General features: G+C 74.3%; 16 protein-coding genes and 2 pseudogenes. 11 read left to right on the top strand and 7 right to left on the bottom strand.

Annotated elements, in window-relative coordinates; translation table 11 throughout:
• Positions 1–14: 14 nt before the first annotated feature.
• From ACFYPH_RS01140 to ACFYPH_RS01190, 11 genes and pseudogenes are all read left to right on the top strand, one after another.
• The gene (locus ACFYPH_RS01140; RefSeq protein WP_354858066.1) at positions 15–524 is read left to right on the top strand and encodes a GNAT family N-acetyltransferase; all 510 of its coding nucleotides are present in this window, start codon (positions 15–17) and stop codon (positions 522–524) included.
• A gap of 277 nt (positions 525–801) precedes the next feature.
• On the top strand, positions 802–1266 hold the full coding sequence (locus ACFYPH_RS01145) for a hypothetical protein (protein ID WP_387178036.1): 465 nt from the start codon (positions 802–804) through the stop codon (positions 1264–1266).
• Positions 1267–1268: 2 nt separating this feature from the next.
• Positions 1269–2486, top strand: coding sequence for an SRPBCC family protein (locus ACFYPH_RS01150; RefSeq protein ID WP_355064399.1), 1218 nt, complete (start codon positions 1269–1271; stop codon positions 2484–2486).
• A pseudogene (gvpJ, locus tag ACFYPH_RS01155) lies at positions 2483–2698 on the top strand (gas vesicle protein GvpJ); the annotation flags it as partial. The gene ACFYPH_RS01150 and the pseudogene gvpJ (ACFYPH_RS01155), both read left to right, overlap by 4 nt.
• 148 nt (positions 2699–2846) lie before the next feature.
• The gene (locus tag ACFYPH_RS01160) at positions 2847–3599 is read left to right on the top strand and encodes a GvpL/GvpF family gas vesicle protein (protein ID WP_387178039.1); all 753 of its coding nucleotides are present in this window, start codon (positions 2847–2849) and stop codon (positions 3597–3599) included.
• Positions 3600–3601: 2 nt separating this feature from the next.
• Positions 3602–3910, top strand: coding sequence for a gas vesicle protein GvpG (locus ACFYPH_RS01165; RefSeq protein ID WP_387178042.1), 309 nt, complete (start codon positions 3602–3604; stop codon positions 3908–3910).
• The gene (locus tag ACFYPH_RS01170; protein ID WP_355135673.1) at positions 3900–4214 is read left to right on the top strand and encodes a gas vesicle protein; all 315 of its coding nucleotides are present in this window, start codon (positions 3900–3902) and stop codon (positions 4212–4214) included. The genes ACFYPH_RS01165 and ACFYPH_RS01170 overlap by 11 nt, the downstream gene beginning before the upstream one ends.
• Positions 4215–4260: 46 nt before the next feature.
• Positions 4261–4416 (top strand): annotated as a pseudogene (gvpJ, locus tag ACFYPH_RS01175) (gas vesicle protein GvpJ); the annotation flags it as partial.
• 166 nt (positions 4417–4582) lie between these two features.
• Positions 4583–5410, top strand: a complete 828-nt coding sequence (locus ACFYPH_RS01180; protein WP_387178045.1) for a GvpL/GvpF family gas vesicle protein — start codon at positions 4583–4585, stop codon at positions 5408–5410.
• Positions 5407–5619, top strand: coding sequence for a gas vesicle protein (locus tag ACFYPH_RS01185; RefSeq protein WP_355135667.1), 213 nt, complete (start codon positions 5407–5409; stop codon positions 5617–5619). Before ACFYPH_RS01180 ends, ACFYPH_RS01185 begins: the two co-directional genes overlap by 4 nt.
• Complete coding sequence (locus ACFYPH_RS01190) at positions 5616–5969, top strand: gas vesicle protein K (RefSeq protein ID WP_387178048.1); 354 nt, start codon at positions 5616–5618, stop codon at positions 5967–5969. The genes ACFYPH_RS01185 and ACFYPH_RS01190 overlap by 4 nt, the downstream gene beginning before the upstream one ends.
• 108 nt (positions 5970–6077) lie before the next feature.
• Here the strand turns inward: ACFYPH_RS01190 and ACFYPH_RS01195 are convergent, their stop codons facing one another.
• From ACFYPH_RS01195 to ACFYPH_RS01225, 7 genes are read right to left on the bottom strand one after another with little or no spacing between them, the layout of a single operon-like run.
• Complete coding sequence (locus tag ACFYPH_RS01195) at positions 6078–8279, bottom strand: AAA family ATPase (RefSeq protein WP_387178051.1); 2202 nt, start codon at positions 8277–8279, stop codon at positions 6078–6080.
• A 36-nt stretch (positions 8280–8315) separates the two neighbouring features.
• Positions 8316–8828 (bottom strand): hypothetical protein, encoded by a 513-nt coding sequence (locus ACFYPH_RS01200; RefSeq protein ID WP_354858049.1) that lies wholly within the window; start codon positions 8826–8828, stop codon positions 8316–8318.
• A 37-nt stretch (positions 8829–8865) separates the two neighbouring features.
• Complete coding sequence (locus ACFYPH_RS01205; RefSeq protein WP_387178054.1) at positions 8866–9618, bottom strand: ATP/GTP-binding protein; 753 nt, start codon at positions 9616–9618, stop codon at positions 8866–8868.
• Positions 9596–10075: a DUF742 domain-containing protein gene (locus tag ACFYPH_RS01210; protein ID WP_354858044.1), complete on the bottom strand. Its 480-nt coding sequence runs from the start codon at positions 10073–10075 to the stop codon at positions 9596–9598. Before ACFYPH_RS01210 ends, ACFYPH_RS01205 begins: the two co-directional genes overlap by 23 nt.
• Positions 10072–10548: a roadblock/LC7 domain-containing protein gene (locus ACFYPH_RS01215; protein WP_007465863.1), complete on the bottom strand. Its 477-nt coding sequence runs from the start codon at positions 10546–10548 to the stop codon at positions 10072–10074. Before ACFYPH_RS01215 ends, ACFYPH_RS01210 begins: the two co-directional genes overlap by 4 nt.
• The gene (locus ACFYPH_RS01220; RefSeq protein WP_387178058.1) at positions 10545–13193 is read right to left on the bottom strand and encodes a nitrate- and nitrite sensing domain-containing protein; all 2649 of its coding nucleotides are present in this window, start codon (positions 13191–13193) and stop codon (positions 10545–10547) included. Before ACFYPH_RS01220 ends, ACFYPH_RS01215 begins: the two co-directional genes overlap by 4 nt.
• Positions 13180–14364 (bottom strand): hypothetical protein, encoded by a 1185-nt coding sequence (locus ACFYPH_RS01225; protein ID WP_387178061.1) that lies wholly within the window; start codon positions 14362–14364, stop codon positions 13180–13182. The genes ACFYPH_RS01220 and ACFYPH_RS01225 overlap by 14 nt, the downstream gene beginning before the upstream one ends.
• Positions 14365–14729: the final 365 nt, after the last annotated feature.

Here is a 14729-nt window from a genome sequence, read left to right on the forward strand (position 1 = left end):
GCAGACTGCGGCACGTGGCGGGTGCGGTCCGGCTGGAGCCGGTGGACGAGCGGAATCTGGAGCCATTGCTCTCCGTAGCGGCTGCCGAGGCCGAGCCGGGCGAGGTGATGCCTCCGGTCGAGGCTCCCGCTGGCTGGTCGCTCGCCCGCCGGGAGGCGTTCCGTGAGTTCCACCGGGCGAGCTTCGCCGGCCTGGACGGCCCGACCGGCTCACAGATGTACGCGATCCTCGTCGGCGGCGAGGTGGTGGGCATGATCCGGATGACGCGCTGTGACGAGCCGGGCACTGTGGAGACCGGCATGTGGCTCGGCCTCTCGGCGCGCGGGCAGGGAGTCGGCGCGGCCGCCCTGCGGGAACTGCTCAACCTCGCCGCCCGTGCCGGTATGCGTGCCGTGGTCGCCGACACGACGTCGGACAATGTCGGCGCGGTCGCCGTTCTCGAAAAATGCGGTGCGAAACTGCGCGAGGACGGCGGAAAGGTGCACGCCGAAATCTGCCTCGATTCGACGCCTCCCGCTCTCTGAATCGGCTCTACCCCTTCGTCTTTCTTGGCGTATTCCCTGCTCAGGATCGTCTGAACGTCCTGTCTGCGTCGTTGGGCGTCGTTCTTCCGAATGTCTCTGCGCAGTGCCGACGGAAATTGTCGCAGCGGTTTCGTGGCAATTCCCCCGGGTACTGCCCGCCGGGTCCGCAGATACGGGACGTCTGATCGAGGGCGTGGCGCGCGCTATTCCCCGGTAGCCCTTCTCCGGCCCCCGCGCGGCAGACGTCCCGGACCCACCGGGGAGCGAGGGAGACCTGATGAAGACCGGAACACGAATCGGGCTGGCAGTGGGCTTCGGCTACCTGCTGGGCCGTCGCCGCAAACTGCGTACCGCGCTGACTCTGGCCGCGGCGGTGGCCGCCGGCCGGGCGAGCCGCGACCCGGGCGGTCTGCTGAAACGGGGTGGTGACCTCCTGCAGTCGTCCCCGCAGCTGAGCAACCTGAGTCGGCTCGGCGGGCCGCTGGTCAACGCCGGTCGATCCGCCGCGACCGCCGCGGCCGGCAGCGGCGTCGACGCGCTCACCGGCCGGCTGCGCGGCTCCGCCGACGCGCTGCGCCGCCGCACCGGCGACCAGAGCGGCAACAGCAGCGGCGACGGCAACCAGGGCGGCAACGGCAACCAGAGCGGCGACGGCAACCAGGGCGGCAACGGCAACCAGAGCGCCGATCGCGGCGCGACGAGCGACCGGAACGACGCGGCCGGGCAGCGACGGGGGCGGTGACCATGGCGGGAGACACCAGTCCGGGCGGCCTCGGCGACAAGCTCCGGGGCCAGTTGGCCGACGAGGTGCGCAACCTGGCCGGGGCGATCGGCGACCGGGCGATGAGCGTGGTGACGGAGCGGATCACCGGCGCGACCGGCCGCCTGAGCGAGTACGCGCGCCAGGGCGGAGGGCCGGGCCTGATCGCCGCCGCCACCGGCGCGCAGAAGCTGGCCGAGGGCGGCTCACCGGTGAAGGCGATGGTGCATGCCGGGGTGGCCGGCGGTAAGGAGAAGGTGATGTCGGCTCTCGGCCGCGTGGGCGGCAAGGGCGGTAAGGGCGGCAAGAAGCAGAAGGTCACCAACATCGTCGAGACGATCGAGGTCGGTGTCCCGGTGCGGGCCGCGTACAACCAGTGGACGCAGTTCGGCGACTTCCCGAGCTTCATGAAGAAGGTCGAGCAGGCGGAGAACGACTCGGCCGAGAAGATGACCTGGAAGGCGCAGGTCTTCTGGTCGCACCGGACGTGGGAGTCGACGATCATCCGCCAGGTGCCGGACCGGCTCATCCACTGGCGCTCGAAGGGCGAGAAGGGCTCGGTCGACGGCACCGTCAGCTTCCACGAGATCACCCCCGATCTGACCCGCATCCTGGTGGTGCTGGAGTACCACCCGCAGGGCCTCTTCGAGCACACCGGCAACCTGTGGCGGGCCCAGGGCCGGCGGGTACGGCTGGAGTTGAAGCACTTCGTCCGGCACGTCATGACCGAGGTGGCGCTCGACCCGGATCAGGTCCAGGGCTGGCGCGGCGAGATCCGCGACTCCCAGGTGGTCAAGGACCACGAGACCGGTCTGCGCGAGGAGCGGGAGCGGCGGGAGCGCGGCCGGGAACGGGGCGGCGAGGCCCCGACCGAGCCGGAGGACGAGGAGTACGCCGAGGAGGAACCGCCCGAGGAGGAGCCGCGCCGCCGGCCCGGCGGGCGGCTGCGTCAGCGGCCGCCCCGGCGACCGGCCGAGCCGGAGTACGACGAGGAGTACGAGGCGTACGAGGACGGCTACGACGAGGGGTACGCGGACGAGCCCGATGAGGAGCCGCCACCACCACCCCGTCGTCGTGCCCCGGAGCGGGCCCGCCGACCTCAGCCACGCGAGGAGCCGCAGCGGCCCCGGCCGCCGGTCCGCCGGGGAGCGGAGCCGCCGCGCCGACCCGTGGTGCGCCGCCGCCGGGAGGAGGGCGAGTGACGCTCGCCTCCGGCGGTGACGCCGTCGGCGGAGCCCTGGAACGTGTGGGCTCCGCCGGCGGGCTCGCCGACGTCGTGGAGACGGTGCTCGACAAGGGCATCGTGATCGACGCGCAGGTGACGGCCGGGGTCATCGGGATCCCCCTCGTGGAGCTCAACGCCCGGGTGACGGTGGCGAGCATCGAGACGTACCTGCGGTTCGCCGAGGCGGTCGACCGGCTCGACCTCGCCCTGGATGAGGGCGAAGGGCTGGCCGGCCTCGTCGGTGGCGTCACCGGCGCGGTCCGGGACGTCACCGGTTCGGTGCGGGGGCTCACCGACGACGCCACCGGCACCGTGCGGGACCTCGGGAGGAGCTGACATGGCGGACGAGACCGGACTGTTCATCTACGGGCTGGTGCCGGCGGACGTGGAGGCGACGCCCGACGCGGCGGGGGTGGGTGACCCGCCCGGCGAGGTGACCGTCATCCGGCACGGTGACCTCGCGGCCCTGGTCAGCGAGGTGCCGCTGGACGCGCCGCTGGGCCGGGCGGCGGACCTGCGGGCGTACCAGGAACTGCTGGACGGGACGGCGGTCGTGGCGCCGGTGCTGCCGGTGCGGTTCGGCACCGTCGTCACCGGCCCGGACGCGGCGCTCGACCTGATCCGGCCGCACCACGACCGGTTCGCCGCGGCGCTCGCCGAGTTCGAGGGCCGGGTGCAGTACGTGGTGCAGGGCCGCTTCGAGGAGCGGGCGTTGCTGCGCGCCATTCTCGACGAGAATCCGACCGCCGCGCTCGCCGACCAGGTGCGGGGGCGTGCCGAGGCGGTCAGCCGGGAGCCCCGCATCCGGCTGGGGGAGCTGATCAGCCAGGCCGTCGAGTTGCGCCGCGAGGCGGAGAACCGGCGGCTGCTCGACGTCACGGCCGAGTACGTGGTCTCCACGCAACTGCGCCCGCCCACCCACGAGATGGACGCGGCCCACGCGGCCCTGCTGGTGGACACCGACCGGGAGGACGCCCTCATCGAGGTGCTCCAGGCGTACGCGCAGGACCGTCGGGGCCTGCTGCGGCTGCGGCTGCTCGGGCCGCTCGCCCCGTACGACTTCGTCGACGCCCACCAGTTGGCGGGCTGACGGTGGACCTGCTCTGGGCGCTGCTGACCCTGCCGTACGCCCCGGTGCGCGGGTTGACCGCCGTGGTCAAGGTGGTGGCCCGGGAGGCCGAGTCGCGTCAGCGCAACCCGGTCAACGTCCGGCGCGAGCTGGAGGAGTTGGACGCCGCCGTGGCGGCCGGCGAGCTCAGCGCCGAGGAACGCGACCGGGCCGAGCAGCGGGTGCTGGACCGGCTCACCGGGGGCGCGGGCCGGCGTTCCGCGGGCTCGGCGCCCGCTGACGGACGATCTCGTGGCCCCGTCCGGGAGAGGGGAGAGCGCCATGACCGATGACGCGAGGGCCCGCGAGCGTGAGCTGGCCGACGAGGAGTACCTGCAACCCGTGTCGGCGGCCGAGGCGGCTCGGGCGGGCCTGCGGCAGCTCGTCGAGTTGACCGGCCGGGAGCCCTCCGTGACCACGTCGCTGGAGCCCATCGAGGACGGCTGGCTGGTCGGGGTGGAGGTGGTGGAGGCACGCCGGATCCCCAACTCGACCGACCTGCTCGGCCTCTACGAGGTGGAGTTGGACATCGAGGGGAACCTGCTCGGCTATCGGCGGGTGCGCCGCTACCAGCGCGGAAAGGGTGAGGTGGGCTGAGATGACCGCTGCGCAGCCGCCCTCGGTGGTGCAGAACTCGGGCCAGGTGCTGCCCGCCGGCCACGAGCCGGCCAACCTGGGCGACATCCTGGAGCGGGTGCTCGACCGGGGCATCGTCATCGCCGGGGACATCCGGGTCAGCCTGCTCGACATCGAGCTGCTGACGTTGAAGCTGCGGCTGGTCATCGCATCGGTGGACACGGCACGCCAGATCGGCATCGACTGGTGGGAGCACGACCCGTGGCTGAGCTCCCGTGCCCGCCCTCCGGTGGAGCCGGGACCGCGCGATCCGGAGCAGGTCGAGGCGGAGCGGCGACCCCGGGTGGCGGCCCGGGCGCGACGTCGCGACGCCGAGGTGGAGGAGTGGGATGAGTTCGACGGCTGAGGTGGCTTCCGACCGGCGTGCCGCGGTGGCCGGGGTCTGGCTGCACGGTGTGGTGCGGGACGTCGATCGGGCGGCGCTGGCGACGGTCGCCGGGATGGGTGGTGTTCCGGTCCGCGCGGTGTCCGCCGCCGGGCTGGTCGCGGTCGTCAGCACCGCGCCGCTCGACGAGTACGGCGAGGAGCCGCTGCGCCGCAACCTGGAGGACCTGGCCTGGTTGGAGCGGGCCGCGCGGACGCACCATGCAGTGGTCGAGGCCCTCGCCCGACAGGGTCCGGTGGTGCCGGCCCGACTCGCCACAGTGCACACCGACGACGGGCGGGTCGCCGCGTCGCTCGCGGCCCGGCGGGCCGAGCTGTCCGCCACGCTGGCCCGATTGACCGGGCGCGGCGAGTGGGGCGTCAAGGGCTACCTGGTGCCGGGGGCGCCCGTGCCGAGCGTCGCCGGGGCGGGCAGCGGCGGGGTGGGGACGGCGTACCTGCGCCGCAGACGTGCCCAGTTGACCGCCCGCGAGGAACACCAGCAGGTGGCGAGCGCCGCCGCGGACGCCGTGCACGTCGCCCTGTGCGAGGTGGCCGTGGCGGGCCGCCGGCACGCCCCACAGGACCGGCGGCTCTCCGGCGTGCCCACACCGATGGCGCTCAACGGTGCGTACCTCGTCGACACCGCGACGCTGCCCCGCTTCACCGACCTGGTCGGCTCGTTGGGTTCCCGTCATCCGGGCCTCCGGCTGGAGCTGACCGGGCCGTGGCCGGCGTACTCCTTCGTGGCGGAACGGCCGGAGCCCACCGGCGCCGGTCGGGGGTCGCGGTGACCGCCGCCCTCGTGCCGAGCAGCGCGGACGGTCCGCTGGCCTACCGGCCGGTTGCCCTGGTCGACCTCCTCGACCGGGTGCTCGCCACCGGCGTGGTGATCAGCGGCGACATCACGTTGTCCATCGCCGACGTCGACCTGGTCCGGATCTCGTTGCGGGCGCTGGTCGCGTCGGTCGGCGCGCTCGCACCACCGGAGGACGTCCGATGACCGGCCGGGATGACGCGGGCGAGTTGGTCGCCGCGCTCGCCGCGCAGTCGTGGCAGCCACCCCGGGTCACGCCGCTGGACCGCCGGATCGCGGTGGACCGCGACTCGGTCGAGCGGGGGCTGGCCAGCCTGGTGCTCACCGTCGTCGAGCTGCTGCGCCAGCTCATGGAGCGGCAGGCGCTGCGCCGGGTCGACCTCGGCGACCTCACCGAGGAGCAGGTCGAGCGCATCGGAGTCACCCTGATGGCGTTGGAGGAGCAGATGGTGGGGCTGCGTGAGCACTTCGGTCTGGCCCCGGAGGACCTGAACCTGGACCTCGGCCCGCTCGGCCCGCTCCTCCCCACGGACTGACCCGTACCGGACGGTGAGGAACACTGCCTGTCGTCGAGTGGATCTCTCCACCGAGGAATGTGCCGCTCTGGTAACGCGCCGGGTACGACAAAAGGTTGGGTGGGGCGCTCAGTCCCGGCCGGCGGCGTACGCGGCGAGCCAGGCGACCTGGGCCGGGTCGAGCGACGGCCGGACCCGTTCCCGGGCGACCGCCACGTGCGCGGCGGTGACCGTGGCGGCGGCCAGGGATTCCCGCATCGCCGCGAGCGCCGCCTCCCGGACCACCGCCGCGCAGTCCGCCGCCGAGAAGCCGGACAGCTCCGCGCCGAGGGCGGCCAGGTCGACGTCGGGCGCCAGCGGCACGTGCCGGGACGCGGCCCGCAGGATCTCGGCGCGGGCCGGCCCGTCCGGCGGCGGCACGTAGACCAGTCGCCCCAACCGGCCGGGTCGCAGCAGCGCCGGGTCGACCAGGTCCGGCCGGTTCGTGGCGCCGACCACCACCACGTTGCGCAGCGTCTCCACCCCGTCCAGCTCGGTGAGCAGCGCGGCGACCACCCGATCCGTGGTGCCCCCGTCGGTGGCCTGCCCGCGTACCGGCGCCAACGCGTCCACCTCGTCCAGGAAGATCAGCGTCGGGGCGGCCTCCCGGGCGCGGCGGAACAGCTCGCGTACCGCGCGTTCGCTCTCGCCCACCCACTTGGAGAGCAGCTCCGCGCCCTTCACCGAGAGCACGTTCGCCCGCCCCGACCCGGCGAGCGCGGTGACCAGGTACGTCTTGCCGCAGCCGGGTGGGCCGTAGAGCAGCACGCCGCGCGGTGGCTGTACGCCGAGGCGGGCGAACGTGTCCGGATAGGTCAGCGGCCACAGCACCGACTCGGTAAGCGTCTGCTTGACCTCGTCCAGGCCGCCGACGTCGTCCAGGGTCACCGACGCCAGCTCCAGGGTGGACGCGGCCATCGTCGTCGGCCGGACCACCTCCAGGGCGGCGGTGAAGTCGGCCATCGCCACCGTGGGCGTCCGCGCGGTCTTCTGCCGCAGCGCCGCGCGTACCCCGGCCTCCCGGACCAGCGCGGCCAGGTCCGCCGCGACGAACCCGGGGGTACGCCCGGCCACCTCGTCCAGCCGGACGTCGTCGGCGAGCGGCACCTGCCGGGTCAGCACGGTGAGCTGCTCACGGCGCAGGGCCGGGTCGGGCAGCGGAACGCTGATCCGCAGCGACAACAGGTCCGGTGCGCGCAGCGCCGGGTCGACCGCCTCGGGTCGACCGGTGGTGCAGACCACGGCGACGCCGGCGTGGACGGTCTCCGCGAGCACCTGCCGGAACACCGTGGCCAGCGGGCCGGGCTCCTCCGCCGGGGCCAACGCCTCCACATCGGTGACCATCAGCACCGCCGGTCCGCCGGCACGAACCGTCGTCGCCGCGGCGCGCAGCCGGTCGGCGGCCGCCTGGTTGGTCAGCGCGGCCACCTCGGGCGCCCACAGCGGGTGGACGCGGGCGCCCACCCGGGCCGCGACGGCCCGGACCAGCGCCGACTTCCCGGAGCCGGCCGGCCCGGAGAGCAGCACACCCAGCGAGATCGTGGTGCCGAGCCGGCCCAGCACCTCCCGGTGGTGGAAGCCGAGATCCAACAGCTCGGTCAGCTCCTCGGCCTGGGCCCGCAGGCCGGGCAGCTCGTCCACGTCCGGCGCGTCGCCGGTCGCGTTCACTGCCGGGGCCGCGCCGAACCCAGGCGCCCCAACGGGCTCGCCGTGGGTGGCCGGCCCGTGCTCCCAGGCGACCACCGTGTCCATGGTGACCAACGACCCGGCGGACTCCTCGACGGCGACCACGGTGAGCAGGGTGCTGGTCCAGGCGAAGCCGACGGTGGTGGCGAGGCTGCGCCGGGCCGCCTCGACGAGGCTGCGCGTCGAGGCGTCCGGCAGCACGTCCTGCGGCAGCAGCGACACGTCGTCGCCCGCCGTGACCACCTTGCCGAGCAGGGCGAGCCGGAGCATCTCCGGGCTGACCGCCGCCACCACCTGCACCGGCCCGGTCAGCGTGACCCGGCCCGCCGGGGTCAGCGGCAGCGGCGACACCCGCACCGAAGCGCCGTCCCGCAGGCCCAGGTTGCCCAGCGTCAGGTCGTCGGCGTACAGCAGGGCGCTGCTCGCGCCCGCCCCGGCCGCCGCGACGATCCCCGCGGTCTGCCGGCGGCCCGTCAGTCGCACCGGGTCGCCGGGGCGCAGCCCCAGCGCGGTCAGCGCCTCCGGGTGCAGCCGCACGATGCCCCGTCGGGCGTCCAGCGCCGCGGGCCGCAGGCTCGCCGTCAGGGTCAGGTCGGGTTGGGCCACCGCCCGACCGTAGCCGGCGTCAGCTCGTCGGGGCGGTCAGCGCCGCGGATCCAGCTCATCCAGCAGCGACGGATCCCGCCGGATCAGCTCGGCCAGACGGGCCGCCGGGTCCGGGGTCAACCCGTCCGGGCCGGGTGCCCACGCCGGCACCGTCCGACCGGACAGCGGCCAGGACGGCGGGGGTTGCACCGGCGGCTCCGGGCCGACCGTGACGTCCGGGCCGTCCCAGGAGACCCGCAGCGGGTACGTCCGACCGTCGTGCTCGACGCGGACGGTCACCGCCAGGCCCGGGTGTGCGCCGACGACCTGGCGGACCGCCTCGGCCACCTCCTCGACCGGACCCCACCCGACGACGTCGCCGGGGCTCTCCCGTTCCGCGTGCCGCCCATCGTGCCGGGCGGGCCCGGCGTTGCGCCCACCCGTGGCGGCGCCCTGCCCAGCGGTCGGGCCCGGCGGTGGCGCGGTGTCGTCCCGATCGGTGACCCGCCGGCGCAGCGCCTCCTCGCGCCGGGCCAACCGGGCCAGCGTCTCGTCCAGGTCGCCCCTCACAGATCACCCCTTCCCGCCACGGCCGGAGCCGGTCGACTCAGGCCTTCCTGTCCCGGGTGGCCCGGTCCAACGCCCGGTCCAGGACGACCAGCAGGGCGTCCCGCACTGAGAGCCGGTCCCGGGCGTCGAACTGCACCAGGGGAACATGATCGCCGATGGCGAGCGCCCAGCGGATCTCGCCGAGTTCCAGGGCCAGTCGCCCGTCGAACGCGTTGACCCCGACCACGAACGGCAACCCGGCCCGCTCGAAGAAGTCGATCGCCGGGAAACAGTCGTCCAGCCGGGAGCTGTCGACCACCACCAGCGCGCCGAGCGCACCTCGGGCCAGGTCGTCCCACATGAAACCGAACCGTGCCTGCCCAGGGGTGCCGAACAGGTAGAGCTTCAGGCTGCGGTCGATGGTCACGCAACCAAAATCCATCGCCACCGTCGTGGTGGTCTTGCTCGACCGTACGCCGGGGTCGTCCACGCCGATCCCGGCGCTGGTCATCTCGGCCTCGGTGGTCAGCGGCGCGATCTCGGAGATCGCCCCGACCGTGGTGGTCTTGCCCACGCCGAACCCGCCGGCGACGAGAATCTTGACCGGCACGGGTGGCGCCGCCGGTGGCCGGTTGGTCAGCGCGGCGTCGGCCGGTGGCCGGTACGGCGGTGGCGGCCCGGTCGGCGGCGGCGCGGCCCGTCCGAGCGCCGGGGGAGTCCCCGGGGCCGTGCTGTAGCGGGCGGTGGCGCTGTTGCCGGCGAGCCCTCCGAGCGGGACGCCCGGCCATTCAGGAGATCGCACGAAGTCCATCAATCACTCGCAGGATGAGGTCGGGGTCGAAGGCGTCGTTGGCGTCGGTGACGTGCACGTCCAGGTGCCCGGCGGCCCGCAGGTCGCCGACCAGGACCCGGGTCACGCCGAACTGCAGCCGGGCCCGGGCGGAGAGTTCGGCCACCGAGATCGGCTCGGCGCAGAGCGCGATGATCGCCTGGAGTTCCGGCGCCAGCAGGCCGACCGGTGGGTCGGTCCACCGGCCGCCGTCCGGGCGCAGGGTCACCTGCGTCTCCAGCCCGATCGCCGGATCCGCGCCGGCCACCCGCCCGGAGGTGAGCACGAACGGCCGCGGACCTGTCGGGCCGCCACCGCTCGGCTGCGGCTCTGGCGCCGCCGGAGCGCCGCCCCCACCCGGGTGCGGCGTGCGCAGGTAGGGGCGGATCCGGGTCCCGGGCTCCGGGTCCGGGTCCTCGCCGGCGACGTCGGGGGTCACTGCTGGACGGCGTTCTTCAGCTCGACGATCAGTCGCGGGGTCAGCGCACCACCGGCCCGACCGGCAAAGAGCGTCATCTCGTACGCGACGGTGCCCAGGTTCGCCGACCGGTCGGCGACGACGCCGAGCACGGAGCCACTGCTGATCGCGCTGATCAGCAGATAGCCGTCGGCCATGTCGACGATCACCCGGTTCAGGCCGCCGAGCGCGTACCAGCTGGCCGCGCCGCCGGCGAGGCTGGTCATGCCGGAGACCACGGCGGCCAGCCGCTCCGCGTTGGAGCGGTCCTTGATCGCCGACATGGCCATCAGCAGCCCGTCCGAGGAGACGGCGATCGCCTCCAGCACCCCGGCCGTGCTGGAGGTGAAGGAGTCCAACAGCCAGTTGAACGTGCGCGCTTCGGGACTGAGGTCCCCGACGGCGCCGGGCTGGCTCTGGTGGTCGACGTTGTCGTGCAGGAAGGGGCTGGTCACCGTGATGATCCTTCTTCGTTCCGACGGTCTGGGCTGACTTCGCGGAGAGCACGGGCGACGCCCGCCTCGAACTCGGTGATGAGGTCGCGTACCTCGGCCGGGTCCCCGGGGTGCGGGCTGAACGGCTGGCAGGGTGGGGAGACCGTGAGGTTAGCGCCGGGCACCCGGCGGCTCAGTCGGGGACGGCCCCGGGTGAGTCCGGCGGTGTCCGCCACCGTGGGGCCGAGGCCGCCCGGGGTGGCGGGCAGGTCGACGGTCTCGCTCGGATCCGCCAGCGTGGGGCCGGCGCTGGTGGCCGGCTCGGTGGCTGTGCGCATCGACCACTGCCCGACCGGGCGGCCGGCGGCCGGCGGGACGCTCAGCTCGGCCCGGCGTACGCCGGACTGGAACGCCTCGACCAGCGCGCGAGCGGCGTCCGGGTCGCCGCCGGTGGCGTCGACCGGCCGGGTCGGCGCGGCGGTGGCGGGGAGGCTGGCTCCGGGCACCCGCTGCCGGACCCGGGGGCCGGCGGTCGGACCCGGCGCCGCCGTCGCCGGGCTTTCCGCGGTGGCGGCTGGACCCTGTGCCGTAGCGGCGGAAACGCCGGTGTCGACCGGTTCCCGAGCGCCGAACGCGTCCCAGGACTGGCCCGACTCCAGGCTGCGGGTGGCCCGGCTGAGCAGGTCCGTGTCGAATCCGGCCGGTGCCGCGACGGCGGCGCGGGAGCGGGCTTCGCGGGCGGAGTCGAGAGCCGGCCGTCGGCCCCGGTCCGGCACGGCTGCCCGGGCGACCGTCGCCCCGGCCCGGTCGGCGCGGCGCAGCACCAGCGACGTCTGCGGGATCTCCACCTGCGCGGTCACCCCGCCGCCCACGGTGGCGGCGAGGCTCACCTCCCAGCCGTGGCGGCGGGCCAGCCGGCCCACCACGAAGAGACCGAGCACCTCGGTCGGCGCCAGGTCGAGGCGTTCGCGCCGGGTGAGCCGGGCGTTCTCCTCGGCCAGTCGCTGCTCGCTCATGCCGATGCCGTTGTCCACCACCGTGATCCGGGCGCCCCGCCCGGACGTCTCGCCGGCCACCAGCACCCGGGTGTGCGGCGGGGAGAAGACTGTCGCGTTCTCCATCAGCTCGGCCAGCGCCAGGACGAGGTCACCGACGACCGCCGGAGCGGCGGCGATGCCCGCCGGCACCTGCACCTCGACGCGGGTGTAGTCCTCGATCTCGCCGAGCGCCAGCCGGACCACGTCGGCCAGCGGCACCGGCGCGGTGTGCGCGTCGGCGCCGGCCGAGCCGGAGAGCACCACCAGGCTGCCGGCGTTGCGCCGCAGCCGGCTGGAGATGTGGTCGAGCCGGTACAGGTGCTCCAGGCGGCCCGCGTCGGCCTCCTGCTGCTCCAGCCGGTCGATCAGCGCGAGCTGGCGGCTCACCAGATTCTGCGTACGCCGCCCGACGTGGCCGAACATCTGCGCCACGTTGCGCCGGCCGGCGACCTGCCGCTCGACCAGCTGGGCCGCGGTGTTCTGCACCCGGTCGAAGGCCCGGGCCAGGTCACCGATCTCGTCGTTGGACCGGATGACCACCGGCTCCAACCGGACCGCCTGGACGTGCTCCGTCTCGTCGTCGGTGACCCGGACCAGCTCGGCCTCGGCGACCCGGGCGACCCGGTCGGCGGAGCGGGTGAGCTGGCTCAGCGGTCGGGCGACCGTCCGCGCGACTGCCACGCTGAGCAGCACCACCAGCGCCAGGATCAACGCCGCCGCGGCACCCACCAGGTACGCGGCGGTCAGCGCCCGCCGCTGGTCGGCCTTCACCTCGGCGAGAACGTCGGCGACGAGCTTCTTCTCGACGAACTGGCCGAGCTGGATCATCGTGCGGACGGCCGGAAAGAGCGCGTCCATCGGCACGTCGCGGACCGCGGCGGCCGGGTCCCGGGCGCTGGTGATCAGGAAGTCGGGGCTGGTACGCGCGGCCACCGCCGCGTCGTTGAGCTGGGCCACCTTGAGCTGCTCGGGCGTGATCAGAGTGCGGAAGCGCAGGTTGTCGACCTGAAGGGCGGCGATGCACGCCACGTACCCGGCGGTGGTGTCCGGGCTGCCGATCGCCTTGACCAGGATGCTCAGGGTGGCGCAGGCGCCCAGGCCCTCGTCGGCGCGCAGCAGCCCGTCCAGGGCGAGCACCTGGCGGCCCGGCAACGTCTCGGTGTCCACGCTGAAGACCAGCCGCAGCGATTCGATCAACCCCCGGTTGACCGGGCCGAACGCGTCCATCACCTGGCCGGGGTTCGCGGCTCGGGCCAGCACGGCCGTCCGCAGGTCGATGAGGCTGGACACCCCGCTGAGCGCGTGGTCGACCCGCTCGGTCAGCGCGTCGCCGCCGTCGGCCCGCAGGTCGGCCACCCGGTCGTCCACGTCGGCGGCCTTGCGGACCAGCTCGGAGCGTTCGACCCGGCCGAGGAGGTAGCCGACCGACAGGATGCGTTCCTGTTGCAGGTCCTGGACGAGGCTGCCGACCCGGCTGGCGAGCCGCACCTGCTCGGTGATGTCGGCGGCGCGTTGCGCGGCGGCCACCCGGTCCAGCACCACGGGCACCGCGAGGCCGACCATGCTGAGCAGGGGGATCACCACGAGCAACGCGAGCTTTCCGCGGATCCGAAGCCTACCGAGAAGCATCGAACGGCCCCCACTGCGCGAGGATCGGCTCGTGGGCCGCGCCGACCGGTTGCAGCGGTCGAGGGTCGGCCGGTTGGCCGGTCGGGGCTGGCGGTTGCCAGGGGTCTCCGGGCGGCGGGGCGGCGGGGCTGGCGGCGTCCGACGTGGCGGCCCGCCGACGTGCGCGTCGACCGGCGGCGATCAGCATGCCGGCGAGCCAGGCCAGCAGCAGGAAGGCCAGCGCGCCCGCCCCGGCGGCCAGCCAGCGGTCCCGGGCCAGCCCGTCGATCCGCTCGGCGAGCAGGGCGTCCAGTTCGCCGAGGATGACCGGCTGGAGCTGCCGCGCGGCGTTGCGCGAGTTGAGTGCGGCAGCGGTCAGTTGGCCCTGGTCGATGGTGCCGGTGGCGCTCGGGGTCGAGTACAGGGCCAGCGCCTCCACCGACCGCTGATAGGCGTCCAGCGGGGTCAGCACGTTGGCGCCCAGGTCGGTGCTCTCCGAGCTGTCCACGGCGGAGCGCAGGTTGTCGACCACGTCCCCGGCCGGCGACAGGGCGGACACCCGCATACCGGTCAGCTCCATGAGGCTGCGGGCCCGTTCGGCGGCCGGTCGTCGGGTGGCGAGCGCGCCCAGGTCGGCGAGCCGGCCGGCGCCCACCACCGCCTCGGGCAGCTCCTCGCCGGCGCTGTCCTGCAGGAAGAACGAGTCGGCGCCCGGGTCACGGCCCAGTCCCGAGCTCTCCCGGATCTTGCGGTGCAGGGCGAGCAGCAGGTCGGTGACCTCGCCGTACGCGGTGTAGGCGGCCTCCGGGTCGGCGGGGCTGCGGTCGCGCAGCGCCTCCACCTTGGCCCGTAGCCCGGCCCACCGTTCCTGGCTGCGCAGTTGCCCGCCGATGCGGGCGTCCACCGTGGCGGCCTGCTCGACGGCGCGGCTCAGCGGCTCGCCCGGGACGGGGCGTCCGGCGACGGCCGCGGACTGGGCTTCCACCAGCGCCTCGGTGACCGGGGCCAGGGCGCGCAGGTACTGCACGCCGAGCCGTTCGCGGTCGGCCAGGCTCCGATCGTCGCCGGTCTGCCGCCAGGTGGATGCGAAGAGCAGCCCCACCGGCGCCAGCAGCGCGACGATGAGCAGCAGCGGCAACGACCGGCCCAGCATGGACGTCCGTCGACGGGCCCGCGGCGCGGGGACTGTCATGGTGTGTCTCCTCCGGCGTCGGGCGGGGGAACAGCGCGGCGTCGGGCTCGCCGACAAGTCCCGTCCACCGGACCGGAAAACTAACCGAACCCTGTGGGGGCCGACCGGTTGCCGGTGAGTCAGTTTTGCGTCAGTTCGAGCGATGTCACCGTTCGTCGGGGTTCCGAGCACGCTGTGTCCCGTCGATGCGTGTGACATGAAGGGATCGATGGGGATATCCGCGGAAGATCGGAATTCACGGGATCCGAACTCAACTCACCCGGCCGCGCCGGAGGATGCGCGGTCGCACCGGGATGGATCACCGATCGGAGCAACCGGACGGACGTACGGCGGATCTCAGCCAACGCTCAGCCTGCGGCCCGTAC

Origin of the sequence: Micromonospora sp. NPDC005252 (genome assembly GCF_042872475.1) — a bacterium.
In the GTDB taxonomy this organism is placed as follows: domain Bacteria; phylum Actinomycetota; class Actinomycetes; order Mycobacteriales; family Micromonosporaceae; genus Micromonospora.

What these genes read in the sequence shown, in the direction of transcription:
- ACFYPH_RS01190 (WP_387178048.1), top strand. Translation starts at nt 5,616, where the DNA reads ATGACCGGCCGGGATGACGCGGGCGAGTTGGTCGCCGCGCTCGCCGCG.
- ACFYPH_RS01160 (WP_387178039.1), top strand. Translation starts at nt 2,847, where the DNA reads ATGGCGGACGAGACCGGACTGTTCATCTACGGGCTGGTGCCGGCGGAC.
- ACFYPH_RS01170 (WP_355135673.1), top strand. Translation starts at nt 3,900, where the DNA reads ATGACCGATGACGCGAGGGCCCGCGAGCGTGAGCTGGCCGACGAGGAG.
- ACFYPH_RS01225 (WP_387178061.1), bottom strand. Translation starts at nt 14,364, where the DNA reads ATGACAGTCCCCGCGCCGCGGGCCCGTCGACGGACGTCCATGCTGGGC.
- ACFYPH_RS01220 (WP_387178058.1), bottom strand. Translation starts at nt 13,193, where the DNA reads ATGCTTCTCGGTAGGCTTCGGATCCGCGGAAAGCTCGCGTTGCTCGTG.
- ACFYPH_RS01150 (WP_355064399.1), top strand. Translation starts at nt 1,269, where the DNA reads ATGGCGGGAGACACCAGTCCGGGCGGCCTCGGCGACAAGCTCCGGGGC.
- ACFYPH_RS01205 (WP_387178054.1), bottom strand. Translation starts at nt 9,618, where the DNA reads ATGGACTTCGTGCGATCTCCTGAATGGCCGGGCGTCCCGCTCGGAGGG.
- ACFYPH_RS01180 (WP_387178045.1), top strand. Translation starts at nt 4,583, where the DNA reads ATGAGTTCGACGGCTGAGGTGGCTTCCGACCGGCGTGCCGCGGTGGCC.
- ACFYPH_RS01145 (WP_387178036.1), top strand. Translation starts at nt 802, where the DNA reads ATGAAGACCGGAACACGAATCGGGCTGGCAGTGGGCTTCGGCTACCTG.